Raw genomic sequence first — 16,487 nt, forward strand, 5'->3', positions numbered from 1 at the left:
CGTCGGCCTGTGCTGCGGTCAAGTCAGTCACGGCCGGCATCGGCGCGCAACGATGTCCCTCCGTGGCTGTCCGTGTCGATACGCTGACACCAGGCGGGGCAGGTAGACGGAGGAGAAGCGCGTGAGTGTGGGGGATCCGTTGACTCAGGTGCCGCGGATGAGGCTGGACGAGCTGCTCGACGAGCTCCAGGCGCGCATCGACGCGGTGCGCGGCACCCGCGACCGGGTGCACAGCCTCCTGGAGGCCGTCGTGTCGGTCGGGCGGGAGCTGGATCTCGCCCAGGTGCTCCGGCGGATCGTGGAGGCGGCCGCACTTCTCGTCGACGCCGATTACGGCGCGCTGGGTGTCATCGGCCCCGACGGACGGACGCTCTCACAGTTCCTGACCGTGGGACTCACCGAGAAGGAGATCTCCGAGATCGGCCCCCTGCCAGCCGGCCACGGCCTGCTCGGCGAGGTCATCCACCACCCGGAGCCCTTGCGCCTCACCGAGCTCGGTGCGCACTCCTCGTCCTACGGCTTTCCGGCCCACCACCCGCCCATGCGGACCTTCCTCGGCGTCCCGATCCGGGTCCGCGACGAGGTCTTCGGCAACCTGTACCTCACCGACAAGCGCGGGGGGATCGACTTCGACACCGAGGACGAGACGGTGATCTCCACCCTCTCCGTGGCGGCGGGCGTGGCGATCGACAACGCGCGGCTCTACGAGGGCTCGCAGCGCCAGCAGCGGTGGCTCAGGGCGAATGCGGAGATCACCGGAAGCCTGCTGTCCGGCAGTCCGCGCCCGGCGGTGTTGGAGCTCATCGCCCGCCGTGCGCAGGAGATCACCGCGGCGCGGCTCGCGGACATCTCCATGCCGGTGGCCGGAGCCGAGGGGCTGGTCGTCGAGTTCGCGGTCGGCGCGGACAGCGAAGCACGGCAGGGACTCGTCGTCCCCTTCGCCGGAACGCTCTCGGGGGCCGCGCACCAGACTGGCCAGCCCGTCGCGTCCCTGCACGCCTCCGACGATGACCGGTATCCCGCCGATGTCCAGGTACAGGCCGGGCTGGGCCCTGCTGTGGCGGTGCCGCTCGGAACCACCGCGGGAGAGAGCAGGGGCGTCCTGCTGCTCGCGCGCCCGGTGGGCGATCCGGCGTTCGGCGACGGGGAACTGGAGCCGCTCGTCGCCTTCGCCGGTCAGGCGGCACTGGCCCTGGAGCTGGCGGAGCGGCGGCGGGACGCCGAGCAGATCGCCCTGCTGGAGGAGCGCGACCGGATCGCCCGCGACCTGCACGATCTCGCCATCCAGCGGCTTTTCGCCACCGGCATGACCCTGCAGAGCGTCGCTCGCCTCGTCGAACACGAGGAGGCCGCGGAGCGGGTCAGCCGTGCGGTCGACGATCTGGACGAGACCATCAAGATCATCCGATCGACGATCTTCGGGCTGCGCACGAAGGATCGCGAGAGCGGCCCCGGGCTGCGGGCTCGCGCCGCCCGAGCCGTCGGCGACGCGGCCACCGCCCTCGGCCATCCGCCGCGTCTGAGCATGGAGGGCCTGCTCGACACGGACGTGCCGCCACAGATCGCCGACCACGTCATGGCTGTGCTCGGAGAGCTCCTGAGCAATGCGGCCCGCCACTCGCAGGCGACCCGGGTCGGCGTGACCCTCAAGGCCGGACCGGGGGAGATCATGCTGACCGTCTCGGACAACGGCAGGGGGATTCCGGCCCAGGGGCGCAGGAGCGGCCTGCTCAACCTCGCCGAACGGGCCGAGGGACTGGGCGGAACCTTCTCCATCGACACCCCCGACGAGGGAGGCAGCAGGCTCGTCTGGCGGGCACCGCTGCCCACCGGGAGCTGACGCCACGGTCACGACGGGCCCCGGGCGGCCGAGACGGGTGGCGTCCTGTCCGTCTCCAGCCGGAATCCGGTGACGATATCGGGACGGATCCGGAGAGCGCCGGCCATGGGGTGATCCACCCACGGACGCAGTAGTACCGCGTAGCGGTCGACCTCGTCGGCATCGGCTACCGGGCTCGCGTAACCCGTGATGACCACGCTCCACCCGAGATGGGTGTCAGGGTCGATCGCATCCGTTTCGTAGGCGACCACCACACCGGGAACATCGGCGGGCGCCACCAGAGAGGCGAGCGCGCCGTCGTCGTGGATCCGTACGATGATCTCCCCGTCCTCGACGAGGTGGTTGACCGGACGGACGGCGGGCAATGCGTGCTGCGTGAAGACGATGCGCCCCAGGGACACCGTCGCCACCAGACGCAGGGCCTCGTCCCTGTCCAGCTCCCGCATGCGCCGGGCAGTGGTCGCATCGCGCACTTGACCGTCGGCCTGCAGTGTGCCGTTCTGGTCCATGATGCGCACCTTCGTCCCGTTGCCATCGGTTTTCGCCGCTTCCGAGCCACCAGCCTCCATCGCGATCAACACGACGGCCAGGGCCGAATGGTCCCGACCGGGCACCGGTCTCGGACGCCGTCGCGATTACGTCGCCACGAGCTGCAGCCTCCGGTCGACTCCCAGTACCCGCATGGACTTGACCAGGAGGGGCGGCACGTCACAGAGGACGAGCCGTGTGCCCCCTGCTACGCAGGACCGGTGGAACCGGAGGAAGAGCTCGATGCCCGAGCTGTCGCAGAAGGAGATTCCGGACAGGTCCAGGACCACGTTCTGGTGACCCGCCCCGGCGAGTTCGGTGAGGCGCGGCTCCACCCGTCCTGCCGTGTGGACATCAAGCTCTCCGGCCAGGGCGACTCGCAGTCCCCGGTCGTCGTGGGCCACGGCCTTCAGGTCGATCAAGGCGGTCGTCATGGAGCCCTCCGCGCTGTATGCGGCTCAGGCGAGCCGCGTCGTTCCCCGTGCGGCATCAGTTCACGCGATACCGAGGGCACCGGGGAAGGTCCGGCCGGCCCCTCGGCAGGGCCGAAGGTCCCACTTCAGAGCACGGACCTGGCGCCTGTCGTGCGGAGCGCCTGGGAAATGAGGGCCGATCGGCCCTGTCCGTTGGACCCGTCCAGGAGGCAGGCTGCTGGAGTTCGTGCGCCCAGGACGAACCCGGCGAAGGAGTTGTCCATGACCGACAGCGGTGCCCTCACTCCCACGAAGACGCCGATCACGGTCTTCCTCCTCGACGATCACGAAGTCGTGCGCCGCGGGGTGCACGATCTGCTGGACGCGGAGCCCGACGTGACCGTGATCGGTGAGGCGGGCACGGCGGAGCAGGCGCTGATCCGGATTCCCGCGCTGCGCCCCCAGGTTGCGGTGCTGGACGTCCGGCTCCAAGACGGCGACGGGGTGAGCGTGTGCCGTGAGCTGCGCTCGCGCATGCCCGAACTCGCCTGCCTGATGCTCACGTCGTTCGACGACGAGGAAGCCCTGTTGGACGCCGTGATGGCGGGAGCCTCCGGATACGTGCTGAAGCAGATCACCGGCACCGACCTGGTCACGGCCGTACGCACCGTCGCGGCCGGCCAGTCCATGCTGGACCCGGGCGCCACCACTCGACTGATGGCCCGGATGCGCGGCGACGTCCCCAAGGAGGAGCAGGTCCCGGGCCTCCCCGGCTTCACCGACCGGGAGAAGGAGATCCTGGTCATGGTCAGCGAGGGACTCACCAACCGGGAGATCGGCAAGCGGATGTACCTCGCGGAGAAGACGGTGAAGAACATCATCTCGCGGCTGTTCACCAAGCTCGGTGTGGAGCGTCGCGTCCAGGCTGCGGTGATCGCCAGCCACACACTGATCCCGCCCAGCCAGCACCCGGTCCCGGCTGCCGAATAGCCGACGGAGGGAGGGCCGGGCACCCCGAACGGCGTGCCCGGCCCTCCCTGGTTCACCATCGACTCAGGGGTGCGGGACCACGGCGACGGGGCAGGCGGAGTGATGCAGGACGGCGTGGGCCACGGAGCCGACGTGCATCCCCACGGAGGACTCCCGGACCCTGCGGCCTACGACGAGGAGCTGCGCGTCCGACGATGCGGTCAGCAGGACATGGCCGGCGCTGCCCTGCTCCACGTGCTCGACGACGTCGACCTCGGGGTACCTCAGCCGCAACGGCTCCAGCGCCTGTTCCAGCGCGGCCTTCTCGTAGGGCTCCAGACCGCCGAGCTGGTCGGCGATCCACATCGATCCGGGGCTGTAGCCGTAGACCGGGGGCAGGCTCCACGCACGTACGGCGCGGAGCGGGACCTTGCGCGCGGCGGCCGCCTCGAAGGCGATGCGCAACACCTCGGCGGACTCCTCCACCCCGCCCTGCTGACCGACGACGACCTCGCCCAGCTCCGGCAGGGCCACCGGCCTGCCGTGCGCCGAGCGCACCGAGACCACGGGGCACTCTGCCGCGGCGATCAACTGCTGCCCGTAGGAACCCAGTAGGAATCCCACCAGGGCACTGTGTCCGCGGGTGCCGAGAACCAGCATCTCGGCACCCTTGGAAGCCTGCAGCAGAGCCGGCACCGGCATGTCGGAGAAGAACTCCACGGTGAGAGCGAGTCCCGGGTAGCGGTGGATGAGCTCTCCCTCGGCTTCCCTCAGGATGTCGTCGGCCCGCTGGGCCTCGGCGTCCCGGTCCTGGACGAGCGGGTGCGCGAGCGGCTGCCACAGCCAGGCGTGGACAACGTGCAGGGGCAGGTCGCGCCGTACTGCTTCGCGAGCGGCCCAGTCGGCCGCGGCCCGACTTTCCGGGGATCCGTCCACTCCGACGACGAGGGTGCGCTTCACGGGTCTGTCCTCCGTACTGATGCCAGGGCATCGGGGTCGGCCGGCGGGGGAAGCGGCACCGGCCGGGGGCGCCGGCGCCGCTGGACCCACCTTCGCCGCGAGGGGACTTGCCACACAGGGGCCGACAGTCCCTCCCCTAGGGCCGGTCCTCCCCTCGCGACGGGGACGGGGCGAGCGCAGAGTGTCGGCATCGGCTCAGTCGACGAACGTTCCGGACCGCCGCACGGAGGAGCGGACATGACCGCGTACCCCGTCTCGGAGCTCGACGCCCACTGGCGCGCCGCCAACTACCTTGCAGTCGGCCAGATCTACCTCATGGACAACCCGCTCCTGACCGAACCCCTGCGCCCGGAGCACATCAAGCCCCGGCCGCTCGGGCACTGGGGCACCTCCCCCGGCCTCAATCTCGTACACACCCACCTGAACCACGTGGTCAAGGAGCGATCCCTCGACGCCCTGCTGCGCGGCTACGGCCACGACCCGCTGTACGTCACGGGCAGCGACCCCGCCCTCGTCCACCAGGCGCAGTTGGAGGACTGGCTGCGCTCGTCCCGGCCGGAAGAACTCTTCGACACCGACGGATGCCCCACCGCACAGGTCCTCGCCCGTGTCCCCGAGGGTGAACGCCGCCTGGGCGCCGTCCCGTACGCGAACGGCGGCCGGCTGCCCATCGGGGAGGCCCGCACGCACGTGGCTCGCGGCGCCGGAGTCTGGGACTGGCGGGAACCGACCACGGCTCCCGCGAGCCGGACGTCGTCCTCGCCTGCGCCGGCGACGTACCCACCATGGAGGTCCTGGCCGCCTCGGCCCTGCTCCGCGAGTACCTCCCCGCGCTGGCCGTCCGGGTCGTCAACGTCGTCGACATCGCCCGGCTGATGCCCCACGAGGAACACCCGGCGTACTGATCAGCGCGCATGTGCGATGCCGCCGTGATGGGAACACGTCCCCCTGCCTGCAGACGTGGACGTCCAGCCGTCGCCGCAGAGCGTGCCCGGGTATCCGGGTACGGGCACCGGCGTCGGCGCGGGAGAGAACAGCAGCGGAGGTAGCTGGCAGTTCCCGATGTCGTCGAGCCAATATCTCTGCGGGGATCCACTGGGACACACCCCGTACGGCGTGCCGGACGGAATAGCTCCAGCCGCCCGTACGAGCTCCCCCACCAGGAAGTCCATGGCCGTTGTCGGCGGGGAGGGCGAAGGTACGGCGGAGGTCGCTTCGAGCAAACCCTGCTTCACGTGGACAACGCTCACGCCGAGGCCGTCCCCGACGGTCGGCCTGGCGACCGGCACTCCCTTTTCCGCCCGCTTCCCGGGTTCCGCCCTGCCGAAGTAAGCCGTCCGCGTGGCAAACACGGCTCCGTCCGCTGTCGTGAACTCCAGCGTCACCTCGTACCAAGCAGCGCTGGTGGCGTGCGGGTTGAGAACGCTCACTTCGACGAGCGACATGCCCGTTTCAGGGTCGACGCATTTCAACGGGCCGAGCCAGACCTGGTTCAGCGGGCCGGTACCTGATGAGGGTGCGGCCGCGACTGCGCGTACCTGCGGGGGACAGCGGCTCTCGTCATCCGGCGGTACGGAGAGCCATGAGCAGCCCGTACCGAACAGGATGACCATCCCTGCCACCGCTGCGGTCTTCGCACTGCGCATGGTCTGCCCAACTGCTCGGAGGCGGCACGACCCGGCATTCCTACCAATCGTTCGCTCGATGTGTTGCGGAACCGGCCCCCGGTCCCACCTGAGGGGTACGGAGCAAGGCCGCCACCGCGTGGTCAACGTCCCGGACGGCACCCGTCTCTTCAACGAGGGCGGCCGGGCCGACCGGTTGTGGATCGTACGGAAGCGACGAAGCCCGTACGTGCGTGCGAGTTCGATTCCGCCACCGTGCTCGGGCTGATGGACGCCGACCCGGCTTTCGGCTCCGCCGTCGGCCAGTGGGTCGCGGAGGTGCTCGCGCACCGGCTGCACGCCGCCCGGATACGGCTGCTCGCCCTGTACGGCCCGCACGGCAGCGGCGCCCGCATCTGACCGGAACCGCCGTTCAGCCCAACGCCGGCACGAAGGAGCAGACCATGCCCGCGTCCCGGTACACCGTCAGCGACGTCATGAGCCAAACGGCCGTGGCCATCGGCCGCGAAGCCTCGTACAAAGAAATCGTCGAGTTGATGCACCAGTGGAAGGTCAGCGCCGTACCCGTCCTGGAGGGCGAGGGCCGCGTCGTCGGGGTGGTGTCCGAGGTCGACCTCCTGCCGAAGGAGGAGTTCCGGCGGGACGACCGCGCCTTCCGGAACAGCTGGAGGAGGCCTCCAAGGCCGGCGGCGTGCTGGCCGAAGAGCTGATGTCGAGCCCGGCCGAGACCCTCCGGGACCGGATCGACCACGAGCTGGGCTGGACGGCCGTCGTACCCAAGTCCGGAGAGGCCGTGCTGGTCCGCTGAATCCGTTATTTCTCTACGGCAGCGGGTTCGGCCGACCGAGCCCACTGGCCTCCACCGGCGACGGAGCCTTGAGGAGCCAAGTCCCGCCTCATCAGCAAGGCGTGCGCAACCACGAGGCCCAGCTGGTCGTCCTATCCGGGGCCGCCTCAGCAGGGCGGCCCCGGATTCCCCGACGGCTGTCACACCAACCAGCGGTTGCGGCGGACGAACGGCAGGGTCTGCCAGAGGGCGCCCAGGCCCCAGGTGCGCCCGGCGGCGACCGCGGCGAGCATCACCAACACGGCGGCGTACAGGACGTGATAGTCCACCAACGGATTCGTCGACATGCTGAGGTGACCGTCCGACAGGTGTCTGGCGGGGGGCCATTCGGCGGCCCACATGAGGGCCATCATCACCGTGCCCGCGGCGGCCGCGACCCGCAGGGCGACGCCGCTCGCCAGGGCGATGCCGATGCCGAGCAGTCCCAGCATGAAGGCCCAGTCGGCCCATGCGGTTCCTGCCCAGGCGTGGAACGTCTCCTCCAGGGGTCCGGCGGCGACGTGGCTCAGGAAGCCCTTGGTGGGAGACCCTCCGTCGATCCACCCCTTGCCCGCCTGGGTCGCGTATCCCCAGCCGAACGTCTTGTCCCCGAAGGCCCAGAGGAACGTGAAGGCGGTCAGCAGCCGGGTTCCGGCCGCGATGCGCGCGACGGCCACAGGCGCGGTGAGTTCATCGGCCGCGGTGCCGGATGCTGTGGCCGAGGCGGTCTTGCGCCAGCCGGCGAAGGACATCCCCGACTGACGGTGCTGATGCAGAGCCATGGCGTAGAAACCTCTTCTCTCACGGACAGGCCGTGTTGCCCGCCCAGGGCCAATGTCCCTTGGTGGAGAGCTCGGGCCACGGGGACGAACGGCCCACGCCCCGCGGCCAACAGTCCCTCGGTGCACGGGACGTAGCTCTCCCCGGCCGCCAACAGGGCAACACCCCGCGGCGGCCACACCCTCGTTCCGCTCCTGAGGCCCGCGGGGCCGGTCAGGCCAGAGGTACGGCACGACGAACGGCGTGTGAGTGGACGCGAGCCCCGGCCGGAGCACTCCGCAGGGACCAACGGACCTCGCCATCAGGCCCGTCGGCCCCTGCGGGCCACGCCGACACGGGAGTTGACTGACCGTAACGGCGGGGAACCACCCCGCCCGTCGAAGGGACGGCCATGACGGACGACGCGCAGATCTCCCGGGCGTATCTGGTCGGTGGCGGAATCGCCTCGCTGGCCGCGGCGGTCTTCCTCGTACGGGACGCGGGGATGTCCGGAGAGAACATCCGCATCCTGGAGGAGCTACCGACGGCGGGCGGCGCGCTCGACGGTGGCGGCGCCCCGGAGACGGGCTACGTCACCCGCGGCGGCCGGATGCTGGAGGACGAGGCCTACGTCTGCCTGTGGAACCTGTTGGAGACGATCCCCACGCTCGGCGACGACGCCGTGTCCGTCCTGCAGGAGACCGAGGAGTTCAACGCCCGCTGGCTCACACATGCCAACGCCCGGCTGATCGACGCCGACGGCCACATCCTGGACGCTTCCCAGCTGGGCTTCACCACCGCCGACCGGGTGGAGATGGCCCGGCTGCTCGCACTGCCCGAGTCCGTCATCGGGGCGCGCCGGATCGAGGACTTCTTCTCCCCGCATTTCTTCACCACCAACTTCTGGACGATGTGGCGCACCACCTTCGCCTTCCAGAACTGGCACAGCGCCACCGAGCTCAAGCGCTACTTCCTGCGCTTCCTCCAGGAACTCCCCCGTATCCACACCCTTGCCGGTGTCCGGCGCACACGGCTGAACCAGTACGACTCGATCGTGCGGCCGGTGCAGGCGTGGCTGGAGCGGCAGGGGGTCCGCATCGAGCGCGGAGTCCGGGTCACCGACGTGGAGTTCGATATCGGTGAGGGCGGCGAGCACCGGGCCGAGCGGATCTGTTTCGAGCGGGAGGGCGCTGCGGGCGTGTACGAACTCACCTCCCGGGACTACGCGTTCATCACCGTGGGATCGATGACCGCGGACGCCCGCTACGGGGGCGACGACACCGTCCCCGAGCTGGTCCGCGACAAGCGGGACGGCGCCTGGAACCTGTGGGAGACCCTGGCCCGCGAGGCCCCCGACTTCGGCCGGCCCGGTGCCTTCAACGGCAACGTGGACGAGGCGAAGTGGGAGTCGTTCACGCTGACGATGCGCAGCCCGGCCCTGCTCAAGCGGATCGAGGAGTTCTCCGGCAACGCCCCAGGCACCGGGGGGCTCATGACGTTCAAGGACTCCCGCTGGCTGATGTCGGTGGCCGTACCCCACCAGCCGCACTTCGACGGCCAGCCCGAAGGCGTCCACACCCTCTGGGGGTACGGGCTGTTCGTGGACGAGCCCGGCGAGATCACGGGCAAGAGGATGTCGGAGGCCACCGGGCACGAGATCCTCACCGAACTGCTCGGGCACCTCGGCTTCGACGACATCGCCGACGAGGTGCACGCCACTACGGCGGTCACCACCGTGATGATGCCGTACATCACCAGCCAGTTCGAGCGCCGGGACGTCCGCGACCGGCCGCTGGTGATCCCCCGCGGCTCGGTCAACTTCGCCTTCCTGGGCCAGTTCACCGAGATCCCCGAGGACGTCGTCTTCACCGTCGAGTACTCCGTCCGCGGGGCGATGCACGCGGTGTACGGGCTATTGGGCGTCGACAAGGAGATCCCGGCCGTCTACCACGCGTTGTCCGACCCGATGACTGCGTTGCGGGCCCTCAGGGCCGTCTTCGCCTGAGCCGCGCCCCGGCGCATTCGATCCCCGTCCCGGCCCACGGACCCGGAGGTCCTCGCCATGCTCGACCAGTCGCTCATTCCTCCGCAGAGGTGCAGCCCCCGGCCCCCGGCCCGAACGGTCACCGTCGGTTTCGACGGTTCTCGTGCGAGCCTGGCCGCCGTCTCGTGGGCCGCGGCCGAGGCCCGCCGACGCGGCGTGGCACTGCGGCTCCTGCACGTATGGGATCTGGGGCCGGACGTCCACTCACCGCTCGTCGGGCACGGCGTGCCCGAGGCGGATCCCCGCGCGACGGCAGCGCGGGTACGCCACGACCACCCGGGCTTGTCGGTGTTCACGCTGGATCGGTGCGGTGAGCCCGCCTCGGTGCTGTGCCGGGCCGCGGGGGCGTCCGAGATGTTGGTGCTCGGCTCGCGCGGGCTGGGCGGGCCCGCCGGGTTCGCCGTCGGCTCGGTGGCCCTGACCGTGGTCGCCCGTACCCGACGCCCCATCGTCCTGGTCCGGGATCCCGTGCCGATGACGGGTGGCGATGTCGTTCTCGGTCTGGACCTCTCACACCCATGTGACGAAGTACTGGAGTTCGCCTTCTCTCACGCCAACCTGCGGGGAGCGCCGCTGCGCGTCGTCCACAGTCCGCATCCCTCGGGTGACCACGGGCCCGAGGCGGCGGGGAGAGGTATTCCCGCCGACACGGCGGCCGCCTCGCATCGCCTGGCCCGGGTGATCGACCAGTGGCAGCACGCGTTCCCGGGTGTACGCGTTACGGCGGAGATCCGCCCGGGACGGACCGCCCGCCAACTGCTGGCGGCGTCGGGCACGGCCGGCCTCGTCGTCATCGGCCGCCGCAACCGGAACTCCCGGCTCGGACCTCACACGGGCGTCGTGAACCGCACGATGCTGCACCACTGCCGCGTTCCGATGGCGGTCGTGCCGCACGACTGACCGCCCCGCCGCCTGCGGCTGTGCCGACGGCCCGCAAGGCCGCCGGCACAGTGGCGTGTTCCCAGACCGTGGCCGGTACAGGCCCGATCGTGGGCCGACCAGCCCTCCCACGGACGGGCCAAGAGCCCCTCGGAGCAGGGCCGCTGAGCCCAACGGCAGGGACCATCGGCGACCGCCACGCCGGGTACGCGGCGACAGGGTTCACACATCGCCCGCTGTCGAGAACTGGACGCCGACGCAACCGAATTGACGGTTCGATCATCCTGTACCAGCCCGATCTGTGGAGCTCAAACGGCTCACCCCGACGAACAAGGACGTGCTGGTCATCGGCAACGGCGCCGTACTGATCGGCATGAGCGAGCGCACCACGCCGCAGGCCGTCGAACAGCTCGCGCTACGCATGTTCGCCGCGGGAGCCCGGTGTGGTCGTCGCCCATGAACGCAACGCCACCACCAACACCCACCTGCGCAGGAACGGGATCGAGGTCATCACCATCCGCGGCAGCGAGCTCGGGCGGGGCCGCGGCGGTCCGCGCCGCATGAGCTGCCCCGTCGAACGCGAAGCGGTCTGACCGCAGCGGGTCAACCCGATCCGCTGCCCCCTGCCCATCGTGAACTTCTCTACAGGCCCGCACCGGCTAGACTTGCAGAGTTATGCAATTTACTAGTTCTGTATTCGGTGGGCGGGGGTTGCGGTATGGCCGGGTTCGAGGAAGCGGCGCTGGAACGGGTCCGTGTGGTTCGGGCTCGTCTTGCGGCTGCGCGGGAGGCTGACGATGCCTTCGAGGAGGCGCAGGCTGCGGAGGAGCTGGAGGACGCGCTGCGCGTGGCCCACGATCACGGCGTGGCCACCGACGTCGGAGACGGTCGGTGAGCCGGATGGTGTCACCGGCGTGTCCGAGGCGTCGGTGATGGCCCGGTACCCCAGCGGGCAGTCGGCCGTCCAGGTGCGCAGGCACGCGTGGACGGTGCCGCTGGTGCCGGGCTCGGTGCGGGCCGCGCGCGAGCGCACCGAACGCTCCCTGGTCCTCTTCGGCCTGGAGAGTGGCTCCGCGCTGTTTGGGGCGGTGCTGCTCGTGGTCAGCGAGCTCGTCACCAACACAGTGCGCCACGCCCAGCAGTCGCCGGACGCCGAGGTCACCGTCCACATGAGCGACCACATGCTCGCGGTTGCCGTCGCGGATCTGGACCCGCGCCCGATAACGCTGGGCGACGCGGCCCGGGCCTCCGGGCAGGGGCTGCGCACGGTGGCCGACCTGGCACGAACCTTCGGCGGCGACGTCCACATCGAGCCCGCCCCCGGCGGACGCGGCAAGACGGTCGTCGTCCGCTTCATCCTGCCGGAAGGCACACCGTGACCAGCAGCGACCAAGGTGCCGTCCAGCTGTACGAGATCACCTACCTCGGCACCGGCCCCGACCAGGATGTCCGTACGATCGAGGCCGGGGAAGTCGCGGCCGTCATCCAGCACGCCGGCGAGCACGGCGTGCAGCTACACATCCGCCCATGCACCCACCCGCTCCAGAACCCGGACACCGAGAAGGAAGCGTGATGACGGACAACCCGCCCGAGAAGAACACGGCGGCGGACCAGGAGAAGTGGAAGGAGAAGGGCGTCGCCCTGCGCGCCTTCTTCTACATCTTCGGCACGCACGTGTTCGCCGGGTTCATCTGGCTGCTGTTCTACCTCGGCCAGCACGCCCAGAAATGAAGAGCGGCCGTCTTCCGGTGTCAGAAGCGCAGGTGAACCCGCACTAACGGAAGACGGCCGCCGTGTGTGAGGCGCGGCCCTGGCGGGGCCGGCGCCGTCGGCGTTGCCCAGTGCTGTGGCCGGAAAGGTCACAGCACTAGGTGTGGCTGGTGGCCTGGAGGTCGGCGAGGAGTTCGGCCTGTCCTTGAAGGACGCCGGAGAGGATGCCGCGGGCGACCTTCAGGAGTTCGGCGATCTGGGGGTGGGTGAGGCTGTAGTACACGTTGGAGCCTTCGCGGCGGGTGATCACCAGGTTGGCCTTGCGCAGGACGGCGAGCTGCTGTGAGAGGCTCGCGGCCTCGACCCCGACCTCGGGCAGCATCTCGGCGACCGCGTGTTCGCGTACGGACAGGAGTTCCAGGACTCGGATGCGGACGGGGTGCCCCAACGTTTTGAAGAACTCCGCCTTCAGCTGGTACAGCGGCGTGCTCACCTGGGTACCCCTGCTTCGACTGCCCATCTCATCCACCCGGAACCGTTCCTTCACAGGGGCATCCATCCGCCCCTCTCCACACCTTGCGACCTCCACAATTGCAGATCCCTGCAACTCCTGGGACCCGGCGGGTCACTTTCATGACGTTCGGGCCCTGAGAGCGGGCCCTTTGCCGGTCAGGCCTTCTTGAGGAACTCGGTCTTCAGGACCAGGCCCTTGACCTGCTTCGTGTTGCACTCGACCTCGCCGGGGCGGGAGGTGAGGCGGATATTCTTGACCAGGGTTCCGCGCTTGAGGGTCTCGGAGGTCCCCTTGACCTTCAGGTCCTTGGTCAGGGTGACCGAGTCGCCGTCCTCCAGCGGGGTGCCGTTGGAGTCCTTGACGATGATGTCGCTCATGGTGCCGGTGTCCTTGCCGTTCTCGTAGGTGCTCGTACTGGTGCTGTTGCTGGTTTCAGGTGAGGGCGGGTTCCTCGGGGTACTGCGGGGTGGGCCAGTCATCGGTGTGCCACTGCTTGACCGTCCCGTGGGCTCCGTGGGCGGCCAGCGCGGCGGCGAGGTCGCAGTGGACGGCGACGGGCGGGCACGTGGCGTCGGGGACCAGGGAGCCGTCCGCGGGTATCGCCGCGAGCTCGAGTCCTCGTCCGCTTTCGGCGAGGCGGCGGGCGGCCTGGGCGACGGCGATCTGCCCGCCGGCCGACCAGCCCAGCAGCCCGGTCAGGTCGAGGATGACTGGGCCGGCGCCCCGGGCGAGCGCCCAACCGATCGCGCCGGCGAACCGGTCGGTCGCGTCCGCGCCGAGATACCCGGCCAGGGACAGCACACCCAGGTCCTGGCGGGTGGTGTAGCGCCATTCGATCGTCATCGTCAGTTCCTCGGCTCGCTCATCACAGGGGAAGGGTGATCCAGATGGCCTTGCCGCGCCCGTCCGCGTCCGGCCTTACAAGGGCCGTGCCGCCCAGCTCCATCGTCATCGCGACCACCATGGCCAGGCCGCTGCCCGGGGCTGTGCCGAGCGCCCCGAACAGTGGGGGCTGGTAGGGGTGGCGGTCGTGGACGGCGAACGCGAACGCACCCGGCCCGTGCGCGTAGGTGACCGTGATGGTCGGGGACAGGACGGCTGCGTGGCGGACGGCGTTGGTGACCAGCTCGGCCAGGATCAGCAGCGCCGGACCCACACTCGGATGGCGAAGCCCTACTCCGCACTCCACCAGGACGAGTTCAGTGGTCTCGCGGGCGATGCGCACGGCCGAGCCCATGGCGGGTACGTCCAGCACGTGCCGGTAGGGCATCGTCTCGACCCGGACACTCATCGGCCCGCCTCCGAAACCGTGCGGGCCAGGCGGAACCCGGACACCTGCTGCGGGTGAAGCCGCAACAGGGTGTCGTGGGGGCCGTGCGCCCAGCCGGGCAGGGTGCGCCGGTAGTGGGCAGCCTCGTCCGGGTCGGCGATGACATCGGCCGGGCCGTGCGCGCTCACCGTCCAGCCGGTACCGGCAGGGGTTCGGATCTCGTCGACCTGATAGGTCAGCAGCGCGCGCCCGGGGACGGTGGCCGCCTGGACGGGCGAGCGGACGACGAGGCGCCCGTACTCCATCACGTGCGCGGCGGGGCGGACGACGGCCAGCTCCCGCTGGATGTAGACGAGCCGGCCCTGGGCAGAGCCTTCGAGGAGCCACAGGGCCTCGGTGCCGGAGACCTCGATCATGCGGCGGTCGGCGGGGACGGTCATCGTGCGGCCTTCCGGATACGGTGCGGTCGGTGCTTGAGCGGCAGCAGGCCCGCCTGCTCCAGGTACTTGCGGGCCCCGGCAATCGCCTCCGGAGTGGTGGTGTACTCGCGGCCCTCCAGGCGCAGCAGGTCCAGGGCGCCGACGGCGTCCAGGGCCTGGCGCTGGCCGGGCCGGATGCCGGAGGTGAGGACGGCGATGCCGCGCCGGTTCAGCTTCTCGACCGCGTCTTTGAGGACGAGTGCGCCGGTGGCGTCGAGGGTGGTCACCCTCGCCATGCGCAGGATCACCACCTTCACGTCGGCGACCTCGGACAGCTCCAGGAGGAAGCGGTGGGCGCCGGCGAAAAAGAGGGGTCCGTCGATGCGATAGGCGACGATGTGCTCCGCCAGCAGGGCGTGTTCCTCTTCGCTGTGTTCTCCGGGCAGGTCCGGGCGGAAGTCGACCTGCTCCATCCGAGCCTGACTCGCCACCGCCTTCAAAGCCAGGGCTCCCGCGACGACCAGGCCGATGATCACCGCGTAGACGAGGTCGAGGACCAGGGTGGCGGCTGCGGTCAGGACGAGTACGACCGCGTCCGAGCGGGTCGCCTTCGCCATCGCACGCAACGAGCCGACCTCGACCATGCGGATCGCGGTCGCCAGCAGTACACCGGCCAGCGCGGCGAGCGGGATCTTGGAGACGAGAGGGGCGGCGGCAAACACGATTGCCGCGAGCACTGCGGCGTGGGTGAGCGCGGCCAGCCGGGAGGTGGCGCCGGTACGGACATTGACTGCCGTACGGGCGATCGCGGCCGTGGCCGGGACGCCTCCGAACAGGGGGGCCGCGAGGTTGGCGATGCCCTGCCCGAACAGCTCCTTGTCCGGGTCGTGTCGCTGCCCGACCGTCATCCCGTCCGCCACGGTCGCCGAAAGCAGAGATTCCAGCGCGGCCAGGGCGGCCACGGCGACCGCCGGGGCCAGCAGTGAACCGAACGCCGAAGCGTCCAGGAAGGCGAGGGAGGGGGCGGGGAGCCCGGAGGGCAGGTCACCGATCGGGGCCGCCGCGTCCAGGTGGAAGACCTGCGCGATCACAGTCGCTGCGATCACGGCGACGATGGAGAACGGGATCGTCGGCTTCCACCGGGCCCCGGTCAGCATCACCGCCGCCACGGACAGGGAGAGGCCGATCGCGGTCCAGTTCGGGAAGGCCACGAACTCCACGAGCGCCCGCCAGGCCACCAGCAGGACCTTCTCACCCTCGGGCTTGTCGACGCCGAGCGCGTTGGGTATCTGCTGGAGGCCGATCACGCACGCGATCCCCAAGGTGAAGCCCTCCACCACCGGCGCCGGCACGTACCGCATGTACTGCCCGGCCCTCAGCAGAGCCAGACCGATCAGCAAGACGCCGGCCATCAGCCCGACCGTCAGGACGCCTCCGGGCCCGTACTGGGCGACGATCGGCACCAGCACCACAGTCATCGCGCCGGTCGGGCCGGACACCTGGAGGTTCGAACCGCCGAACAGCGCGGCGAGCGCGCCCGCGACCACGGCGGTGGCCAGTCCCGCCTCGGCGCCCAGCCCGGAGGAGACCCCGAACCCGAGCGCCAGCGGCAGGGCCACGATCGCGACGGTCAGGCCGGCCAGCAGATCCCGGCGGGGGCTGCGGCCCATGACCGCGAAGTCGGCCCGGGCCGGCAGCACGGAGCGGATCCGGCCGAGTACGGACGTCGGG

20 protein-coding genes and 3 pseudogenes are annotated in these 16,487 nt (G+C 70.3%); 11 read left to right on the forward strand and 12 right to left on the reverse strand.

Going from position 1 to position 16,487, the window contains the following annotated elements; genetic code table 11:
- Nucleotides 1–157 precede the first annotated feature (157 nt).
- Nucleotides 158–1,840 carry a sensor histidine kinase gene (locus OG490_RS03460; protein WP_330294797.1) on the forward strand — a complete coding sequence of 561 codons (1,683 nt, stop codon included), beginning with the start codon at nucleotides 158–160 and terminating at the stop codon, nucleotides 1,838–1,840.
- 8 nt (nucleotides 1,841–1,848) lie between these two features.
- On the opposite strand, the gene OG490_RS03465 is transcribed toward OG490_RS03460, so the two are convergent.
- Together OG490_RS03465 and OG490_RS03470 are read right to left on the reverse strand one after the other, a co-directional pair.
- Nucleotides 1,849–2,349 carry a pyridoxamine 5'-phosphate oxidase family protein gene (locus OG490_RS03465; protein WP_330300756.1) on the reverse strand — a complete coding sequence of 167 codons (501 nt, stop codon included), beginning with the start codon at nucleotides 2,347–2,349 and terminating at the stop codon, nucleotides 1,849–1,851.
- 126 nt (nucleotides 2,350–2,475) lie between these two features.
- On the reverse strand, nucleotides 2,476–2,802 hold the full coding sequence (locus OG490_RS03470; protein ID WP_330294798.1) for an STAS domain-containing protein: 327 nt from the start codon (nucleotides 2,800–2,802) through the stop codon (nucleotides 2,476–2,478).
- A 261-nt stretch (nucleotides 2,803–3,063) separates the two neighbouring features.
- Here OG490_RS03470 and OG490_RS03475 point away from each other — a divergent pair, with 261 nt between their 5' ends.
- On the forward strand, nucleotides 3,064–3,771 hold the full coding sequence (locus tag OG490_RS03475; RefSeq protein ID WP_330294799.1) for a response regulator transcription factor: 708 nt from the start codon (nucleotides 3,064–3,066) through the stop codon (nucleotides 3,769–3,771).
- 63 nt (nucleotides 3,772–3,834) lie between these two features.
- Here the strand turns inward: OG490_RS03475 and OG490_RS03480 are convergent, their stop codons facing one another.
- Nucleotides 3,835–4,710, reverse strand: coding sequence for a universal stress protein (locus OG490_RS03480; RefSeq protein ID WP_330294800.1), 876 nt, complete (start codon nucleotides 4,708–4,710; stop codon nucleotides 3,835–3,837).
- A gap of 237 nt (nucleotides 4,711–4,947) precedes the next feature.
- Between OG490_RS03480 and OG490_RS03485 the strand changes: the two are divergent.
- Nucleotides 4,948–5,606, forward strand: a pseudogene (locus OG490_RS03485) (hypothetical protein); the annotation flags it as partial.
- Between the two features lie 9 nt (nucleotides 5,607–5,615).
- Here the strand turns inward: OG490_RS03485 and OG490_RS03490 are convergent.
- Nucleotides 5,616–6,155: a hypothetical protein gene (locus OG490_RS03490; protein ID WP_330294801.1), complete on the reverse strand. Its 540-nt coding sequence runs from the start codon at nucleotides 6,153–6,155 to the stop codon at nucleotides 5,616–5,618.
- Between the two features lie 378 nt (nucleotides 6,156–6,533).
- On the opposite strand from OG490_RS03490, the gene OG490_RS39095 reads away from it, so the two are divergent.
- Both OG490_RS39095 and OG490_RS03500 read left to right on the forward strand, forming a co-directional pair.
- Nucleotides 6,534–6,734 carry a hypothetical protein gene (locus OG490_RS39095; RefSeq protein ID WP_443065742.1) on the forward strand — a complete coding sequence of 67 codons (201 nt, stop codon included), beginning with the start codon at nucleotides 6,534–6,536 and terminating at the stop codon, nucleotides 6,732–6,734.
- Between the two features lie 44 nt (nucleotides 6,735–6,778).
- Nucleotides 6,779–7,068: pseudogene (locus tag OG490_RS03500) on the forward strand (CBS domain-containing protein); the annotation flags it as partial.
- A gap of 254 nt (nucleotides 7,069–7,322) precedes the next feature.
- Here the strand turns inward: OG490_RS03500 and OG490_RS03505 are convergent.
- Nucleotides 7,323–7,943 (reverse strand): hypothetical protein, encoded by a 621-nt coding sequence (locus OG490_RS03505; protein WP_330294802.1) that lies wholly within the window; start codon nucleotides 7,941–7,943, stop codon nucleotides 7,323–7,325.
- 389 nt (nucleotides 7,944–8,332) lie between these two features.
- Here OG490_RS03505 and OG490_RS03510 point away from each other — a divergent pair, with 389 nt between their 5' ends.
- From OG490_RS03510 to OG490_RS03520, 3 genes and pseudogenes are all read left to right on the forward strand, one after another.
- Nucleotides 8,333–9,925 carry an oleate hydratase gene (locus tag OG490_RS03510; RefSeq protein WP_330294803.1) on the forward strand — a complete coding sequence of 531 codons (1,593 nt, stop codon included), beginning with the start codon at nucleotides 8,333–8,335 and terminating at the stop codon, nucleotides 9,923–9,925.
- Nucleotides 9,926–9,982: 57 nt separating this feature from the next.
- Nucleotides 9,983–10,864, forward strand: a complete 882-nt coding sequence (locus OG490_RS03515; protein ID WP_330294804.1) for a universal stress protein — start codon at nucleotides 9,983–9,985, stop codon at nucleotides 10,862–10,864.
- 313 nt (nucleotides 10,865–11,177) lie between these two features.
- Nucleotides 11,178–11,436, forward strand: a pseudogene (locus OG490_RS03520) (arginine deiminase family protein); the annotation flags it as partial.
- Between the two features lie 92 nt (nucleotides 11,437–11,528).
- On the opposite strand, the gene OG490_RS03525 reads toward OG490_RS03520, so the two are convergent.
- Entirely contained in the window at nucleotides 11,529–11,876 is a 348-nt protein-coding gene (locus OG490_RS03525) for a hypothetical protein (RefSeq protein WP_330294805.1), read from the reverse strand.
- Here OG490_RS03525 and OG490_RS03530 point away from each other — a divergent pair.
- Genes OG490_RS03530 through OG490_RS03540 form a run of 3 tightly spaced genes read left to right on the forward strand, consistent with a single transcriptional unit; the run spans nucleotide 11,842 to nucleotide 12,574 of the window.
- Nucleotides 11,842–12,222 carry an ATP-binding protein gene (locus OG490_RS03530; RefSeq protein ID WP_330294806.1) on the forward strand — a complete coding sequence of 127 codons (381 nt, stop codon included), beginning with the start codon at nucleotides 11,842–11,844 and terminating at the stop codon, nucleotides 12,220–12,222. The two genes, OG490_RS03525 and OG490_RS03530, sit on opposite strands and share 35 nt — an antisense overlap.
- Complete coding sequence (locus OG490_RS03535; RefSeq protein ID WP_330294807.1) at nucleotides 12,219–12,416, forward strand: hypothetical protein; 198 nt, start codon at nucleotides 12,219–12,221, stop codon at nucleotides 12,414–12,416. The genes OG490_RS03530 and OG490_RS03535 overlap by 4 nt, the downstream gene beginning before the upstream one ends.
- Entirely contained in the window at nucleotides 12,416–12,574 is a 159-nt protein-coding gene (locus OG490_RS03540) for a DUF6126 family protein (RefSeq protein ID WP_167745551.1), read from the forward strand. Before OG490_RS03535 ends, OG490_RS03540 begins: the two co-directional genes overlap by 1 nt.
- 136 nt (nucleotides 12,575–12,710) lie before the next feature.
- Here the strand turns inward: OG490_RS03540 and OG490_RS03545 are convergent, their stop codons facing one another.
- The 6 genes from OG490_RS03545 to OG490_RS03570 all read right to left on the reverse strand — a co-directional run bounded on the left by OG490_RS03545 (nucleotide 12,711) and on the right by OG490_RS03570 (nucleotide 16,426).
- A complete protein-coding gene (locus OG490_RS03545; protein WP_330294808.1) occupies nucleotides 12,711–13,046 on the reverse strand; it encodes an ArsR/SmtB family transcription factor in 336 nt (111 codons plus the stop codon).
- A gap of 176 nt (nucleotides 13,047–13,222) precedes the next feature.
- On the reverse strand, nucleotides 13,223–13,444 hold the full coding sequence (locus OG490_RS03550) for an alkylphosphonate utilization protein (protein WP_330294809.1): 222 nt from the start codon (nucleotides 13,442–13,444) through the stop codon (nucleotides 13,223–13,225).
- A 55-nt stretch (nucleotides 13,445–13,499) separates the two neighbouring features.
- Nucleotides 13,500–13,910, reverse strand: coding sequence for an STAS domain-containing protein (locus tag OG490_RS03555; protein ID WP_330294810.1), 411 nt, complete (start codon nucleotides 13,908–13,910; stop codon nucleotides 13,500–13,502).
- A 22-nt stretch (nucleotides 13,911–13,932) separates the two neighbouring features.
- Complete coding sequence (locus tag OG490_RS03560; RefSeq protein WP_330294811.1) at nucleotides 13,933–14,358, reverse strand: ATP-binding protein; 426 nt, start codon at nucleotides 14,356–14,358, stop codon at nucleotides 13,933–13,935.
- Nucleotides 14,355–14,777 carry a pyridoxamine 5'-phosphate oxidase family protein gene (locus OG490_RS03565; protein WP_330294812.1) on the reverse strand — a complete coding sequence of 141 codons (423 nt, stop codon included), beginning with the start codon at nucleotides 14,775–14,777 and terminating at the stop codon, nucleotides 14,355–14,357. Before OG490_RS03565 ends, OG490_RS03560 begins: the two co-directional genes overlap by 4 nt.
- Nucleotides 14,774–16,426 carry a SulP family inorganic anion transporter gene (locus tag OG490_RS03570; protein WP_330300757.1) on the reverse strand — a complete coding sequence of 551 codons (1,653 nt, stop codon included), beginning with the start codon at nucleotides 16,424–16,426 and terminating at the stop codon, nucleotides 14,774–14,776. Before OG490_RS03570 ends, OG490_RS03565 begins: the two co-directional genes overlap by 4 nt.
- Nucleotides 16,427–16,487: the final 61 nt, after the last annotated feature.

This window comes from Streptomyces sp. NBC_00503 (assembly GCF_036346895.1).
Lineage (GTDB): Bacteria > Actinomycetota > Actinomycetes > Streptomycetales > Streptomycetaceae > Streptomyces.

What these genes read in the sequence shown, in the direction of transcription:
- OG490_RS03570 (WP_330300757.1), bottom strand. Translation starts at nt 16,426, where the DNA reads ATGGGCCGCAGCCCCCGCCGGGATCTGCTGGCCGGCCTGACCGTCGCG.
- OG490_RS03465 (WP_330300756.1), bottom strand. Translation starts at nt 2,349, where the DNA reads ATGGACCAGAACGGCACACTGCAGGCCGACGGTCAAGTGCGCGATGCG.
- OG490_RS03565 (WP_330294812.1), bottom strand. Translation starts at nt 14,777, where the DNA reads ATGACCGTCCCCGCCGACCGCCGCATGATCGAGGTCTCCGGCACCGAG.
- OG490_RS03510 (WP_330294803.1), top strand. Translation starts at nt 8,333, where the DNA reads ATGACGGACGACGCGCAGATCTCCCGGGCGTATCTGGTCGGTGGCGGA.
- OG490_RS03505 (WP_330294802.1), bottom strand. Translation starts at nt 7,943, where the DNA reads ATGGCTCTGCATCAGCACCGTCAGTCGGGGATGTCCTTCGCCGGCTGG.
- OG490_RS03550 (WP_330294809.1), bottom strand. Translation starts at nt 13,444, where the DNA reads ATGAGCGACATCATCGTCAAGGACTCCAACGGCACCCCGCTGGAGGAC.
- OG490_RS03460 (WP_330294797.1), top strand. Translation starts at nt 158, where the DNA reads ATGAGGCTGGACGAGCTGCTCGACGAGCTCCAGGCGCGCATCGACGCG.
- OG490_RS03515 (WP_330294804.1), top strand. Translation starts at nt 9,983, where the DNA reads ATGCTCGACCAGTCGCTCATTCCTCCGCAGAGGTGCAGCCCCCGGCCC.
- OG490_RS03540 (WP_167745551.1), top strand. Translation starts at nt 12,416, where the DNA reads ATGACGGACAACCCGCCCGAGAAGAACACGGCGGCGGACCAGGAGAAG.
- OG490_RS03555 (WP_330294810.1), bottom strand. Translation starts at nt 13,910, where the DNA reads ATGACGATCGAATGGCGCTACACCACCCGCCAGGACCTGGGTGTGCTG.
- OG490_RS03475 (WP_330294799.1), top strand. Translation starts at nt 3,064, where the DNA reads ATGACCGACAGCGGTGCCCTCACTCCCACGAAGACGCCGATCACGGTC.
- OG490_RS03470 (WP_330294798.1), bottom strand. Translation starts at nt 2,802, where the DNA reads ATGACGACCGCCTTGATCGACCTGAAGGCCGTGGCCCACGACGACCGG.
- OG490_RS03490 (WP_330294801.1), bottom strand. Translation starts at nt 6,155, where the DNA reads ATGTCGCTCGTCGAAGTGAGCGTTCTCAACCCGCACGCCACCAGCGCT.
- OG490_RS03560 (WP_330294811.1), bottom strand. Translation starts at nt 14,358, where the DNA reads ATGAGTGTCCGGGTCGAGACGATGCCCTACCGGCACGTGCTGGACGTA.